General features: G+C 46.8%; 14 protein-coding genes. 9 read left to right on the top strand and 5 right to left on the bottom strand.

Going from position 1 to position 14,870, the window contains the following annotated elements; all coding sequences use genetic code 11:
* Positions 1–6: 6 nt before the first annotated feature.
* On the top strand, positions 7–414 hold the full coding sequence (locus MKY74_RS22265) for a cupin domain-containing protein (RefSeq protein ID WP_076164849.1): 408 nt from the start codon (positions 7–9) through the stop codon (positions 412–414).
* 87 nt (positions 415–501) lie between these two features.
* Here MKY74_RS22265 and MKY74_RS22260 read toward each other — a convergent pair whose 3' ends face one another.
* Complete coding sequence (locus MKY74_RS22260; protein WP_076164851.1) at positions 502–990, bottom strand: DinB family protein; 489 nt, start codon at positions 988–990, stop codon at positions 502–504.
* Positions 991–1,257: 267 nt separating this feature from the next.
* Between MKY74_RS22260 and MKY74_RS22255 the strand changes: the two genes are divergently transcribed.
* Genes MKY74_RS22255 through MKY74_RS22245 form a run of 3 tightly spaced genes read left to right on the top strand, consistent with a single transcriptional unit; the run spans position 1,258 to position 3,859 of the window.
* A complete protein-coding gene (locus tag MKY74_RS22255) occupies positions 1,258–2,016 on the top strand; it encodes a cyclase family protein (RefSeq protein ID WP_076164853.1) in 759 nt (252 codons plus the stop codon).
* Positions 2,013–3,182: a hypothetical protein gene (locus MKY74_RS22250; protein WP_076164855.1), complete on the top strand. Its 1,170-nt coding sequence runs from the start codon at positions 2,013–2,015 to the stop codon at positions 3,180–3,182. The genes MKY74_RS22255 and MKY74_RS22250 overlap by 4 nt, the downstream gene beginning before the upstream one ends.
* A 53-nt stretch (positions 3,183–3,235) precedes the next feature.
* Complete coding sequence (locus MKY74_RS22245; RefSeq protein WP_244169129.1) at positions 3,236–3,859, top strand: hypothetical protein; 624 nt, start codon at positions 3,236–3,238, stop codon at positions 3,857–3,859.
* Positions 3,860–3,894: 35 nt separating this feature from the next.
* Here the strand turns inward: MKY74_RS22245 and MKY74_RS22240 are convergent, their stop codons facing one another.
* On the bottom strand, positions 3,895–4,290 hold the full coding sequence (locus tag MKY74_RS22240; RefSeq protein ID WP_084203660.1) for a DUF6220 domain-containing protein: 396 nt from the start codon (positions 4,288–4,290) through the stop codon (positions 3,895–3,897).
* A gap of 161 nt (positions 4,291–4,451) precedes the next feature.
* Between MKY74_RS22240 and MKY74_RS22235 the strand changes: the two genes are divergently transcribed.
* Positions 4,452–5,003 carry a dihydrofolate reductase family protein gene (locus MKY74_RS22235; protein ID WP_076164857.1) on the top strand — a complete coding sequence of 184 codons (552 nt, stop codon included), beginning with the start codon at positions 4,452–4,454 and terminating at the stop codon, positions 5,001–5,003.
* A 175-nt stretch (positions 5,004–5,178) separates the two neighbouring features.
* The gene (locus MKY74_RS22230) at positions 5,179–6,270 is read left to right on the top strand and encodes a hypothetical protein (protein WP_076164860.1); all 1,092 of its coding nucleotides are present in this window, start codon (positions 5,179–5,181) and stop codon (positions 6,268–6,270) included.
* Positions 6,271–6,451: 181 nt separating this feature from the next.
* Here MKY74_RS22230 and MKY74_RS22225 read toward each other — a convergent pair whose 3' ends face one another.
* Positions 6,452–8,737, bottom strand: coding sequence for a glycoside hydrolase family 127 protein (locus tag MKY74_RS22225; RefSeq protein WP_244169130.1), 2,286 nt, complete (start codon positions 8,735–8,737; stop codon positions 6,452–6,454).
* Between the two features lie 223 nt (positions 8,738–8,960).
* On the opposite strand from MKY74_RS22225, the gene MKY74_RS22220 reads away from it, so the two are divergent.
* The gene (locus MKY74_RS22220) at positions 8,961–9,812 is read left to right on the top strand and encodes an AraC family transcriptional regulator (RefSeq protein ID WP_076164862.1); all 852 of its coding nucleotides are present in this window, start codon (positions 8,961–8,963) and stop codon (positions 9,810–9,812) included.
* Positions 9,813–9,934: 122 nt separating this feature from the next.
* Here the strand turns inward: MKY74_RS22220 and MKY74_RS22215 are convergent, their stop codons facing one another.
* Entirely contained in the window at positions 9,935–10,705 is a 771-nt protein-coding gene (locus MKY74_RS22215; RefSeq protein WP_076164865.1) for a MerR family transcriptional regulator, read from the bottom strand.
* Positions 10,680–11,606 (bottom strand): DUF2268 domain-containing protein, encoded by a 927-nt coding sequence (locus MKY74_RS22210; RefSeq protein WP_076164867.1) that lies wholly within the window; start codon positions 11,604–11,606, stop codon positions 10,680–10,682. The genes MKY74_RS22215 and MKY74_RS22210 overlap by 26 nt, the downstream gene beginning before the upstream one ends.
* Before the next feature lie 193 nt (positions 11,607–11,799).
* On the opposite strand from MKY74_RS22210, the gene MKY74_RS22205 reads away from it, so the two are divergent.
* Together MKY74_RS22205 and MKY74_RS22200 are read left to right on the top strand one after the other, a co-directional pair.
* On the top strand, positions 11,800–12,834 hold the full coding sequence (locus MKY74_RS22205; protein ID WP_244169131.1) for an aminoglycoside phosphotransferase family protein: 1,035 nt from the start codon (positions 11,800–11,802) through the stop codon (positions 12,832–12,834).
* Between the two features lie 112 nt (positions 12,835–12,946).
* Complete coding sequence (locus tag MKY74_RS22200) at positions 12,947–14,818, top strand: stalk domain-containing protein (protein ID WP_076164870.1); 1,872 nt, start codon at positions 12,947–12,949, stop codon at positions 14,816–14,818.
* The last annotated feature ends 52 nt before the right edge of the window (positions 14,819–14,870 follow it).

Here is a 14,870-nt window from a genome sequence, read left to right as displayed (position 1 = left end):
ACCCAAGTGGCCAAACATGAAGAAGTAAAAAACGGCATAATTTTCCCTGTGGGAGAGAAGAACGAAGGATTTGCCAAATATTTTGTCGGACAAAGTTACCTGCAGACGTTGGTTGCCGATCCCAGCGTTCCTGTTGGCGTTGGCAACGTAACCTTTGAACCGGGATGCCGGAATAACTGGCATATTCATCGTGATGGGTATCAGATTCTATTGGTAACCGGCGGCGAAGGCTGGTACCAGGAAGAAGGAAAGGCCGCTCAGTTCCTGAAAGCCGGTGATGTTGTTGTTACGCGTGATGGTGTAAAACACTGGCATGGTGCAGCAAAAGACAGCTGGTTTGAACATATTGCCATCACCGCTGGTAAGCCGGAATGGCTGGAACCCGTTACGGATGAGCATTACGACAAATTGTAATACAGGTGAAGGCTAGGACCACTTGTTCAGGTATAAAAAACGGGATCGTCCGAATTTGGACGCTCCCGTTTTTATTTATGAAGTTTTTTAAAATCTGCGTTTACCTGCCAAAGTTCCCTGCATTTTAGTTAAGAATACAATTTGCCCAATATGATATGCGTCGTGCATTGCTAAACTCTTTAGTTCGAGCACCAATGATCTTTCTCCAGGGATCGGTCTATACAAATCTTCTTCTTCTGATTTTGCTAGTATTTTTTCAAGTTCGCGATGAACGTAAACGTATTCTTGTTTTGTTTCCTTCCAATTTTGAAGCGTTTCAGCTGGTAATCGAAATGTAGATTTATTGTCTTCGGCTTGTGGTTCATTGCCTGTCTCACCAAGAAATCGCATCAGAAGTCTCTTTTCATAGAAAAGTAAATGACAAACTAACTCCCAAATGGAATTCATTGAATCAACGGGTTTCCAAATTGCCTGTTCAAACGTAACATCCTCTAGCACTTTTTCAAGTGGTGGAAACCAGTCTTCTTGATCTAAGCAGCTTGCCCATTGCTGCAGCAAAAGCGTTTTTACATCCATTTTTACCCTCCAATACATTTTATGGTCACAATTCATTTGCGAAGTGTTGCAGGTGGTTATGAAATGAGCCTTATTACGGAACAATGAACGACACATTATTTTGAAAAACTCTGTTACCAATAGATTATCACAAGTTGTGTTTACCAAGAAATAACAACTATCTAGAGTCTTATAGGGATGGGACATACCGCCACGTTGGCCTATCGGTTATATGTACAATTTAGTATAATGTGGATGATTCGAGATGAGAGGGGAGAAATAATCATCATGAAGCTTATTGACTTGAGCGTGCCGATCAGCCCGCGTATCCGCGAGCCGCTGCCGGCGAAAATCGAATATGCGACCCATGAAGATGGTGCGCGGCAAGCAGCCGAGATACTGGGACTGAAGCAGGAGGATTTTCCAGAGAGCAAGGCGTGGGCAACGGAAATGGTGACCCTGAATACGCATTCGGGTACCCATATCGACGCGCCATGGCATTACTGGCCGGTCTCGGAAGGGAAGCAAGCAAGGACGATCGACGAACTGCCGCTCGAATGGTTTTATTCTGACGGCGTGGTGCTCGATTTCAGTGCGAAGCCGCCAGGTTATGAGATTACAACGGATGACTTGATCGCTGAACTGAAACGGATCGAGTATACGCTGAAACCTTTTGATATCGTTCTCATTCGGAGCGATGCGGACAAACGGCTGTATCACGAGCATTATGCATTTCTTCATGCCGGGGTATCGGCTGAAGCTACGCTGTGGCTTCTGGACCAAGGCATCAAGGTAGTCGGCACTGACGGCTGGGGCTGGGATATTCCGCTCAACCTGCAGGCTGAAGCGTATAAAAAGCAGCCGCGGGAAGGCGTACTGTGGGCGGCGCATTACGTCGGCAAGGACAAAGAATATTGCCAGATTGAGAAGCTGGCCAATTTGGACAAAATACCGAAACCGTATGGCTTTAAAGTATGCTGCTTTCCGATTAAGGTTGAAAAGGCAAGCGGCGGCTGGGCCCGGCCGGTCGCCATCGTGGAAGAATGAAACAAGATGGCCGCTATCCCATCAACCTGACAGGTCTTCGCAGCCACACGCTTGTGATGCGACCCGGGGTGGGGAGCTTATCCATTGGCCCGTCGTACTTAGGGAAAAAGGCGGATCTTCACGTCGAGCCCGACGCGCGTATCGATTGGACCGTATTCGATGCCTTTGCTACGCCAGCCGGCTCACCTTGGCCGCGTTATCTGCGCTATACAGGCAGTGACGCAGGCTTCTTGGATTGGGCACAGAAGCGTCCTATTGAAGAAATGACGTGGGCCCCAATCCTGTCGGCAGACACGGTGGCGGATGCCAGCCTGTCCATTTTGCATGGCTTGCACATCGAGTTGGGACCGTCCGGAGGGTGTCTGAACCTAAAACTTCCGATAACGCCTTGCCGCTTGAATGTGTCCGGAAATCTATCACGCCTCTTGGCCACTGGTAACATACCGTCTTCTCTGACACTAGCGCCTCACACAAGTAGACGCAAGAATGATCCCCCCTTCTTGATGCCTGACCTAGGTGAGCTGCACCAGGTGACGAGCCTGGCGTTACAGAATACGCCGATGGGACAGCCGGTCTCGCTGGAGTGTCTGAACCGCTTTCCGAACCTGAATTCACTGAGTTTATGGGGGAACTTCTGCGATATGGACGTGTTGGCCCGTCAGGCCCGGTTAACGAATCTGGAGCTGCGTTTCATGCCGGATCTGGAAGATTTGCCCCCGTTAGACACGTGGCCGATGCTTGATAGGTTTATCGCATACAACGTGGAAGAGATGACGGGTAAACGTCTGAAGCAGCAAATGAAAGCCCGCGCGAAAATCCGGCCGTGGAGCGGTCATGCTTCAGTGAGTCAATTGCGCAAGCCCGAGTGGTGGTCGACCGAGTTCGGGCGTCCATTCTCGTCCTGGCCTAAACGTCTGGCCAAGGTGGCTAACGAGGCTTACAACGTTGCACAGGCAAGCTTATTGCAGGCCCGCAGCTTCGCCGATGCCGAGGCAGCCATTACCGCCTTCACCGTGCGCTTCAATACCCTCAAAGGTATAGAAACGACTGAGAGAGAGGACCTCGGCGAAGCAGTATGGCAGCTCAGCCAGTCCGATCACCTGATCGGCCAGCCTATCACGGAAGAAATGGCTCAACGCTGGTTCGATGCTGCGCGCAATTACTGAAGCATCAACTCCGTATTTTGCTGTGCCAAGTTTATAGAAGGAGTGATGGCGCCATGACTTTAAATCAACAGCATTGTCAGGAATCGATGAGGTACTTAGCGAATGCCCCCTTTCGCGAAAATGATCCGAAGTTTATCGGCGCAATAAATGAAGTAGACTATGAGTTGTTAACAGCAAATGAGGCAGATTTCATAGAGGTGCTGTATTTTAAACTGAAAAATATCGCCCTGCGCAATAGAATTCTGCATGGTTTAATCCGGTGCAAGGAATTGGAGCTGAAGGATTTTTTTCAGAAAGCCTATAAGAAGGAACGATATTTGGACATGAGACTGCTCGCCATCCATGGATTAGCGCATTCTGCCACAGAAGAAGAGATCGACAAGGTCATCGATCATTTCCTTAAGATTTTGATGAAGCGGCCGGAGACTACACCCTACAACTACCAGGAATATGAGTTTTTAAGATCCGCCTTCGGGCTGCCTCTCCTCATTAAAAAATACGGGTATCCCTGTTTTGAGAAAGCACTTCAACAAGTCGAGAAACAATATGATGCTATGCCTGAAGCGTTTAAGGGGCATTTTACCTTTGATGAAAATGGAAAGGCAGTCCAGTTGAGGAGTCCCCACGAAACGAAACAAATGATTGAACGTTTTTTTGCGGCACAGAACGGTCGCTAATCAGCTTATCCGCGGTGTCGTAAAGTGGCTTAATTTTATTTTTTCTTCATTAAAAACGGGTAAGAACTTCGAACCAAGGCAAGAGAGCCCCAAAACAAGGCGAGCGCCAGAACGGGATGCAGCGCGCCTGCAATATGGAGAGCCGTAATATATTGAAGACTGATCAGGGCGAACAGTCCAAGACTTCCCCAGATCATGCTCCGGTTGAGTTTCCCGACGATGCCGAGGATGAACAGGATGAGCGAGATCGATCCAAATAGGGGAACGAACGACCGATGATATTTCCAAAGTTCCGAATCCCCGAACAAAGCCATTCCGGCCAGATATACTTGCACAACGATACAGATCAAAAATACGAACGCAAGGATGGCATACGCCGAGCGGTAATATTTCACTGTGGAAGACTCCTTTTTAATCGCTTCAACGTTCAATGTTCCAGCTCCTTTCATCAGATGTAATGGTCATACGTCAATTTTTGAACTACACATAAGACGCTGAAGGGCTCTGGATTGTGACAGCGGAAACGAACAAGGAAATGAAACCGGCAAGTAGAATAAATAAGGAACATATATTTTTGGGGAGGGATGACTGAATGGCTGAACTGATTTATCATGTTGCCGTTTCATTAGATAACTTTATTGCGGATCAAGGTATGATGGATGGAGATATTCATGAGTCAAGCTTTTTATTTGAAGGGGATCATGTTCCAGACTTTTTAACAGATATTCAACAATACGATGCCGTATTGATGGGTGGAAAAACATATGAGTTTGGGTTTCAATTCGGTGCTAAACCAGGTGAACCGGGTTATAAGGGCATTAAACATTACATATTTTCAAAATCCATGCAATTTGAGTCAAACGAAGAGGTCGAACTTATCCGTGGTGATGCAATAGAATTTATTAAGAATCTCAAACAACAAGGGAACGGTAAAATTTGGCTATGTGGAGGCGGGGAATTAGCGGGGTCGTTGATTAAACATAAACTCATTGATCAATTAGTACTGAAGGTTAATCCAATTATTGTGGGTGAAGGTGTTCCTCTCTTCGGAAGCGTAAAGCCACGTCTTAACTTGAAATTAGTGGACATGAAACAGTACTCTAATGGAGTTACCAAACCGACGTACAACATTATTTATACATAGGATGATTCTGGAGAACTCCTTTGTTAAGCTAGTTTAGCCGGCTGTTTTTCATTTCTCAATATATACAGAGGAAAAAGTGAAGCTTACAAATGGCTGCAACCTATTTGAAGCCGCTTCCGTCTGATGGAGTGTTAGCAGGTAGACGTCATCCATCTGGATCGGAAGGAGCTTTTTTATGAACAAGAAACGAGCTAAACTAACGGTATTATTCACTTTGGCGGGGGTACTCGGCACAACGGCCGCAGTCGAAGCTGACGCTTTAGTTGAAAAGGTTACAGGTTACCTTCAAAAAGATACAAAGGTTCTTATTAATGGACAAGACAGCATGCTTACGCCTGTATCTATTGATGGTAAACTGTATATTCCAGTCCGTGATGCTGCGGCCAAGCTTGGATATACATTAAATTACGATGAAGCGAGCAAAGAAATTGAGCTCGGCGAAGCGGTTGACCTGATGCGTGCCTCCGGTGTAATCGTAAGCGTGCAGGCCCATGAAGACGGGAAGTACCGGATCGAGCTGCTCGGCAGCACATGGGTCATATTGACGGTAGACAAATCGACGGCTATTAAAAGCCTGGACGGCAAAATGCTAACCCCAGCCGATTTGAAAGCCGGCACACAAATCGATGCAGAATTCGGACCAGCTATGGCAATGAGCTTCCCTGGCCAAGCGCAGGCCGTAAGTGTTCAAGTTCACGCAGATCGCGTCGTCAAAGAAGATACCATCAAAGCCGTGAAACACACGGATGACGGCTGGCAGGTTCAATTAGGCGACAATTTGGTATTAAACGCGGGTAAGGAAACGCGTGTCATGACATCTCAAGGGGAGTCCTTGAATTGGGAGGACCTGAAGGCTGGTACGAAAGTAACAGCGTATTACGGCCCACTCATGATGCAAAGCTTTCCTCCACAAAGTCCGCTTTTTCTCCTAGTGGTACAGGCTCAAGCACCTGCTGCAGGCGGACTGAAAATGTCGCCGGAGACAGCGCAGGAATACCGCAACTTGGCATGGGCGCAGGTGAGTGCGCAAGTTTCCCATATTACGACAAAGCAAGACGAGGCACCTGTTCAAATTGTCTCCTCTAAAGAGGTTGGTGTACTAGCTGCTACGGCCGAGCAGAAGAAATTGCTTGAAGTCGTCCAGGCTGCGAACGGAAGCGTTGTGACGGTGACTTACAACACGGACCAAGACGAGCTGCTTGGGCCGCTGACCGCCGTGTTCGATTTCAACACAAAAGCTTTTATCGGATTCAACGCTAGAAGATAAAATGATTTCTAAGCTGCCATGAAATTCAATCGCCTTGAATTTCATGGTTTTTTTATTTACCGGATGAAGTTGTTAAATGAGATGATCTTCTTCATATGTTACGGATATGTATAAAAAGCCTCCCGACAGGAAGGCTTTTCAGGTCATTCGATGTTAAGCATTAGCATGTATAATTAGCTTGTCACAGCTTCACAGACCGTAACATGCCATAGATGCCGTTTAAATTCTGGATCGGGGAGAACTTTACTTCAACCGCTGCTTTGCCTGCGGTCATTTCAGCAGGGATTTCAAACATTTTGTCATAAAAAGCCCTTTTTCTTTCCAACGGAACCGATTCTGTAGCAAGCTGTTTTCCGTCCACCCAAATCTCGACGCCCCCGGCTCTGGACCCGTGGCTGAAAGTAACAGAGAGACCGTTTTTTACTTCCGGGTCTACCTTTAATTCATAGCTGAACCAACCGCCCGGTTCCGCTCTTCTCCCATTCAGGCCTTCCCAAGTTCCGGCATGGGTCCGTTCACCCTTAACTTGATGCTGCAGCTCATATTGGTCGTTTCCAATCTGGATACCGTCGATCGTGGCTTCCCTGATCAGCTGCTCTTGCTGAGATTTCTCCAGGTGTTCGTGCAGGCTGTTCGAATCGGCTTCAACGAACCTCCAATAGATGCCGTATCTCTCGCTATGCTGCTTGAAGTGTGGGGTAAAGATCAATCGATTGTCTTCATCCGTATTTCGGAGCACAAAGGAAAGCTCGCCGTCTTTTTGGATGAAATGCCGGTCGAAGCCCGCAAACCATTCCTGAACGCTCATGCCTTGCGGGATGACGAAATCTTTCATGAGCATTCGCCGGGTAGGGATACTAACGTTAACCCCTGTTTTCGATTCAACCCAATCATCTTGGCCCAATCCGGCACTTAGAACGACCGGACCATAACGAAATCCCACCACATTTGGTGCATCAGGCAAACTGTAGTAATCGGCTTTCATCGGGATGCGGATATGTAACGAGTCGCCATCTTTCCATAACCGATCAATGATTGCATAACCGTCCATGACTTCCGGTTGAATGTTCGCTCCGTTCAGGGATATGGTTGGTTCGCCTGCGGTCCAATAAGGGATGCGAATACGAACGGACAAGCGCCGTTCCTTCTTGCAGGTATCGGTCAGCTCAAAAGACAGTTGAACCGTATCGCTGAATGGAACGTCAGAGTTTTGTGTGATCTTCACCTGCTGCTCCGCCCAATCCAGTGTACTGCTTATAAATTGATTGACATACAACCGGTCACCCGAGTGAAAATAAAGGCTGTCGTTCAATTTGGTGAAGCTCTCCATGCCGGTCCCGGTGCAGCACCAGAAATGCTCAAACGGAGAGCTGTACACCTTGAAATAACCAGTCGCCATCGGCTGAAAATACATCGTCATTCCTGTGTCCGGGTTTTGGGAGGAAAGGATAGCGTTGATATATGTTGTCTCGTAAAAATCAGCGTATTTCACATCCTGGGTAAGCTTGAATAGCTCCCGTGTCAGCTTCAACATATTGTAGCTATTGCAGGTTTCGCATGTGATATCGGACCGTCTGGCATCGAGCTGATCAGGCTGTCCGAAATGCTCGGATTCGCTGTTGCCTCCTGTTATGTAGCTGTGGTGGTATACGACCATGTCCCAGAATCTTTCGGCAGCCTCCCGATAAAAAACTTCGCTTTCTCCCAATGTTAAATATCGGTTCAGGGCTCCTACAAATTTGGGGATCATTGTATTGGCGTGCTTGCCCTTCAATATATCTTTGCCTTCCCAAATGGCCTGAAACAGGTTGATTTCGTCAAATTGATGGGCGGCTTCCGCATGGCGGGGATTTCCGGTCAATTGATACAAGTTGTACAGACAATCGTTCATCCCGCCGTATTCCACAGCAAGCACGGTTGATTGCAATTCTTTGGACCAACGGGAAGTCCGATCCGCTGCCCAATCGCCCAGTTTATTGACGAGGTCATAAGCGGCTTGTATTCGGGTCGATTGATAAACGTCGATGAGTCCGGCGATGATCTTGTGCATCGTGTACCACGGCACCCAAGCGGGTATCCGATTTTCCACGTTATCGAACAGCGTTTCGGGAAATGCTGACAAATACCCGTTATCCAACTGGCAACCGGCCAATTCGGATACAAGATACTCTAAATTAGCGAGGATCCTGTCGTTCCGGCTCTGGGCATAGGCCTGCGCGCATGCCGACAGATAGTGGCCCATGGTATGGCCGCGAATCTCCGTTTTTTCCCAACCAGGGTAAGTCTCGGCTGTGGACGGGAGTCCCGCAACTTCCCGGAATCCGGCCAGCAGGCGATTTGGATCGTAGCTTAATAAATAAGCGACCTCTTTTGTAAAGGCATTCACAAGATAATCTCCAGTCAGCACGACCTGATTCAAACCAAAATCGTGTAATCTCATTTCCCCGATCGGTCCTTTCTGTACCAAGTTTCTCCTTCAGTGGAGAGTACATCAAGTGTACCTTTTCCTCACTTTCCGTTAAATAATAGAAGGTCGCTTTTTGTGTCAAAATGTCAGCAGTTTAAGCATGCATCTGCTTCAGCATGATTTTTAAATTTACTTGAAAATATCATGGATAAACCTATCCAAGTTTGGTATCTTATTCATACGCTTAGTGTATAAAGGTTTGATCGCAAGGGAGAGACCGACGATGAATTATTTTCGCTTCCGGGTGGATGGCCCGGTGAAAATGGTGATGACCGGGAAATTTATGTCTCCGTCTCCGGAGTGGCAGCATATGAACCGGATCTTAATGGAGTATGAGTTGTTTATCCAGACTCGCGGAACGTTGTACATTTCATGCAATGCGAAGAAATTTGCCTTGAGAGAAGGGGAATTCCTGCTGATGCCGCCTCGATCGCATCAATACGGCTATCAGGCGTCGGACTGCAGTTTTTACTGGCTGCATTTCTCGGCGCGCGGGGAAACGGAAAGCATCACTGCCGATGAACTTGAGCAAGCCTGTGATCCTGAGGTCATCGCGATTCCAGAGTACGGCACCCTGCGCAGCCCCAACAAACTGACCGTTATGCTCAAGCAATTGCAGGATTCCGTCAGGAGCTACCGAGAACCAAACTTGAACAATTATTTGACAACAGGTGTCTTGTGTGAGATTTACAATCAGATGTTTTTCGTTCAGAATCAACCCGCCAAACCGGAGAAGCAGCAGCTGTACAATGACATTGTGGATTACATCAAGTGGTATAAGGAAGAAAATTTGAAGGTTGAACATTTGGCCAAGCATTTCGGGTATAACGCCAAATACTTGACGGGCTTGTTTTCTTCCATAGCGGGCATTTCCTTGAAGCAGTACATCATGCAGGAAAAGATGGAGGCGGCCAAGTTTCTGCTAACGGATACGAATCGGAAGATTACCGAAATCGCCAACCAATTGGGATTTTCAAACAGCCATTCGTTCATGAAAGCATTCAAGAAAAAAACAAGTCTGACCCCATCGGAATACCGCAATGCTTACGCTACCCGCTTGCTTTATTATAAGTAAAAAAAATCCGCTCCAGAGCCCTGATGGCTTACTCTATATCAGCAGCAGAGGCGAATTTTATAAATGAAACCGCAAGATATGACATTGATGTCATGCATCCTGCGGTTTCCGTAGTGGACTTATTACTTGTCTGTTTCAGCATCGCTCAACCGATTGACATGGTACATGATTGCACGGTAAAGAAAATCTGCTAAATCCTCAGTACTATATTGATTAAAGTAGCTTGCGAATCGTGTATCGAATTTATAAGTATTGGCAATGCAAGCCAGTAACTCCGCATCACAAGGCATGAATTGCAGTAAAATTTTTTTCCACTCTTCGATGAATCGCTGCACTTCTTCGGAGGAAGGATCCTGATGGATACAAGCCGCCATTTGTTTGAATATTTCCTCCATGGCTGAAAAACGTTCCTCTTTTTCTTCGGGTGAGCATGCTTCCAACGTTTCATTGTACACTTGATACGCCTCTGTCTCACCGTAAATGAATCTTGCCTCATTTGCATATTGTTCTCTCAATGGCAGAGCGGAAGTACTGTTGAAGATTTGCAAATGACTAGTATCATTCCCCGACACATATTCTTCGAGAGCCGCCATGATGTTTTCCAGTCTTTGCTTTTTCGATAATAGGGTTTGTCCTTGCTTCTTTAATATTTGTTTCTGTTCTTGCTTAGTCAGCTTTAAAATGTCGGCAATTTCTTTCAATGAAAAATCCAATTCCTTTAAGAACAAAATCGTTTGTAGTTTTTCCAAACTGCTTCGGTCGTATAGTCGGTACCCTTTTTCCGTAAGATGTGTCGGTTTAAATACATGAATTCTATCGTAATAATGCAGGGTCCGTGCTGTAATGCCTGTAATCTGAACAATATCATTAACCGTTAATAATGGTTTCTTCATCCCAAAATCCTTCGACTTCATCTAGTATTTGAGCAGCGGGCGTTATGGTTGCCTCAAAGATCGTTTTTCCTGTTCTCCTTAAATAATATTGGATTAAATAATATCCGCAAGCGTAACCAGCGCTATAAGGCATATTGACCGGTTTAAAGTTTTGAAGTTTTGCGATCTCGTCGCCGTAAAGATACGGAGCGATTTGATCAAAACCTGTTACGTGCAATTTCTCTCTAATCACAGGCTTAATGTGCCTGTTAAGGGTGTCTGCGTTTGTTTTCGTTACCCAAGGGCCGAGCCATTCTTCACCAAACATGAACGCAGCATAGTTTTCAGCTAATCCTTCACTGACAATGAGCTCGCCTAAATGAACGGTGTGATCCCACTGAATAAATTGATATCTCACATTATGGTTGCATTCGTGCGCCAGCGCAACCTTCATTCGAGGTATGGTGTATTCATTTGGCAAGAGCGTGCCCCAGATAAACCCGGGAATGCCCCCAAAGCCGCTATATCCTTCGTTAATGGTTAGAGCACGGCTTTCCGGATTCCCTAGCTGCACGGTAAACAAATATTCGGATACGGGGAGGTCAATTCCATGCTCTGCAAATAGATCCAGGCTTTTCTTCACAGCATGCTCACATTCTAACCAAAAAGATTCGGACGAAATCTGCTCGATCTCTGCCGTTATCTGAGGGGTAATCTGATCCGGGGATCGATGCATCATGCTGTTAAACGCAATAACGTCAAAACCATTCGCCTCTTCAGCTCTAAAAGGGATCTGTTGAATTTGCCATTGTTTCATAAAGGGAGCCATCATTTCGTTTCTGAATAATTCGAGTTTGTCCTCGGGCAATGCTTGGGCAACTTTCTGATAAATACGATCTGAGCGCAGTGTTCTTATATTCATTTCTCTCACCCCAATTAATTTATAGTGAGAATTATGCACTATGACCTTACGTCATAGTCAAGTACATCGGATCAAAAATCCCCATTCAGGGGAAGTTTTTTTAAAATTACTTTTTCCCTTCATTTGTACAGGAGGGCAGCCTAAACTTGAAGTACGACAAAGGGTTACCTTGTTCAATCGATTGGAGGACTTCATGATGAGTGGGATTAAAGCCGAAACGCTGACAAAAGTTCTAAGCCAAATGCTCGGTACTGAAATCATCTGTGCCGATATCCAGACCAAACCATTAGATGGCGGTACAGTAGGTAATGTACAGCTTGTAACGGGCATTGCCAAAACCACAGATGGCAGTGAAATCACCTATAACATCGTTGTAAAAACGCAGAGAAAATGGGAACGCTACAGGGATCCCGATTCATGGCGCAGAGAATATGATTTTTATAAGTCCAATTTTGGCGCCTTGTTTTCTGAATCATTCCGTTGGCCCGAATGTTATCACGTGGAAATGAACGAAGAAGAGAACGAAACACAGATATGGATGGAATATACCGACGGCATATCGGGTTTGGACCTCACTGGCGATATGTATGAACGGGCAGCCGAGGAATTAGGACGGTTCCAGGGCAAGTTATATGCCGAACAGCCAGCTTTTTTACAAAATATGTCCAATCTGAGCAGAGTGGAGTATATGAAGGATATCTATCTTCATTACCGGTCATGGAATCGAGTGTATGATTATATCCGTTCCGACGATTGCGGTATCCCGAAGCATCTATGTAAAATGCTCATCGACATAGATGAAAGCGCAGACGAAATATTCAACCGTATTGAAAAGCTGCCCATCGTGCTTTGCCATAGGGATTTTTGGGTGACAAACATCATTTATTCAGACGGTAACATTATACTCATCGACTGGGATACTACGGGGTGGGGCTATTTAGGTGAAGATTTGGCAAGCCTTATCGCGGACGAAGCCGATATTGAACACATGGTTGAATACTACCATAGATGTATCCCGGCGTATTACAAGGGCTTTTCGGAACAAGCGGATATTTCGCACATAACGGATAACTGCGTTTATGAGATGATTCTCCTTTTGTTCGGTTATAGGCTGGTAGAAGGTTATATGGATGCAGGATCGGGAGACCAACTCCAGGAAACGGATCATGAAAAAACGCTGCACATTCGTACCCTGCAAAAAATCTTTGAGATCAAAAATGAACAATAGTTTCGCAACAAAGCGGGAGAATGACCGTCTATATGATACATAAAGGGGACAGCGGCGGTTCAGCGCAACCGGCGTAAGGTTCGAATGAATGTGTTTGGAGGCGGGGATATCGATGATGAGGAAGAAAAGTGTGAAGCGGTGGCTGCAGGCTACTGTAGCTACTGCCATACTGATAGCAGTGACTCAAGCGTATAGCGAAACGTCTGTACTTGCTGAACCAAATGGCTATGCGGAAACCATTCAGGGCTATACGGAAAATCCCGAAGATCATGTTACGCTAGAGCCAGGGTTCGGCTACTATAACTATTTTATGAGACCGATGGCTGAACAATTATACCTGCATAGTACGGTTACCGCGTTTTTACCGACCCGGTTGCCGGATTCGGCTTGGCAGTATTACGGTTACAAGAGCCGGCTCACATCGGACGGCTATGAAATACTAGGTTATCGGACGCCGGAGCTGCAGGCGGTTAAAGATACGCTGCCGGTATCGGCAGCGCAAGCCGATTCTGCGAAAGTGCTGCAAGCCCCTAATGTTCTGTTTCGGCTAAAGGCGGGACAAGCCGGATCGGCCAAGCTGCAAATTCCGTCGACGGCCTCGCTGCTGCTCAATAAGGACGGATGGGATTACTATGCGGAGGGAGAGGCTTCTGGTCAAACATTGCAGGCCAGCAGCAATCCGCAGGCCAATCCACTCTATCAAATGTTTAGCAGCCTAGCGAAATCAGGTGCTCCGGTAGCCGGCTCTAAAGGCACGGTACTTATAACGGGACAGGGGACTTCTAACGTCACCTATGCCGCAAGCTGGACCGTGGATGGCTCAACGTTCTACTCCTTTGTATTGACTGGAGCAGTCCAGTCCGATTTTACATCCATGCTGACAAGCTTCCGGCCGGTTATTAATTTGCTGGATTATGCAAGCGTTATTTTGCTTCCGGTGGATAAGCAGCTCAATCTGCAAATTGGGCGCGACCAAATGTTTATGCCTTATGAAAACCGATTTATCCGGCTAGATCATAAACCGGTTGTTTATAATGGATCGGTATTTTTGCCGCTGCGGGATATCGTGCATGTGATCGGTGGCGAAATCCAGTATGTGAGCAATGAAGGAGCCGTCTATTTGTCACAAAACGGTTGGCATAACGAGTTGAAGCTAAATTTAAAGACAGGTGAGGTTGATCGCAGCGGCAAGAAGATCGCCACCCTGCCGATCCGGGTGGAAGCGGGCACGACGCTTGTTCCGCTCCGTTTTATGACCGAGCAGTTCGGCCTGCCGATCGATTACAACGCCGCGCTCAAGCAGATTACGGTTCATGATCGCCACTGGGCTGGGAACTATCGGCTGCTGCAAACGAGCGATCAGGCAGATTATCCGGTCTCCGTGCTCAGCGTCGGAGGGCCTTCCTTTACGTACAGCAACAGCCGCTACAGCCGGGACGGCAGCTGGAATGGCTGGAGTTATGTGCAGCACAAACCGCCGGTTGGCTATAACAGCCTCAAATATAACGTTGCTGATATCAGTATTGCACTGCTTCCCGGCGATAACGAGCTTGTGCTGCAAGATTTGCAGACGAAGCAGGTTATTATGAACGTGCCGATCAAGGCTGATCTTTCGCCGAATCAAATTCCGTTTCGTTATAGCGGTATCCCGTATTATGATGGTTTGAAGACGGAGCTTAAGCTGCAGTCCTCCGACGGTATTGCTTGGCCGGCCGGGTATGCGGAGACGAACGAGTCCGGCTATGTTACCATTCAGGGCAAGCTGAACGGATTATCCTTCGATTCGCTTCGCCTCAGCTACCATGTGGATAAAGTCGATAGTAAGACTGTCACTGTTCCTTTAAAGGATGGTGCTTTCTCGTACCGATTCAAGCCGGAGAAGGGACCCGGAACGTACTACATCACGCTCTATAACCCGCCAAATTCACTGCCGAAGACGGATATGGCGGCGATCGTAACATTCGTTATTGTTGTGAAAAATTAGCTTCTATTTGCTGCACCTTTTTCAATTAGGCGGGATATCACAGCAACAAATC

Source organism: Paenibacillus sp. FSL R5-0378, assembly GCF_038009285.1.
In the GTDB taxonomy this organism is placed as follows: Bacteria; Bacillota; Bacilli; order Paenibacillales; family Paenibacillaceae; genus Paenibacillus_AQ; species Paenibacillus_AQ favisporus.
The sequence above is the reverse complement of the archived record's forward strand: the minus strand, read 5'-3'. Positions and strand labels throughout refer to the sequence as shown.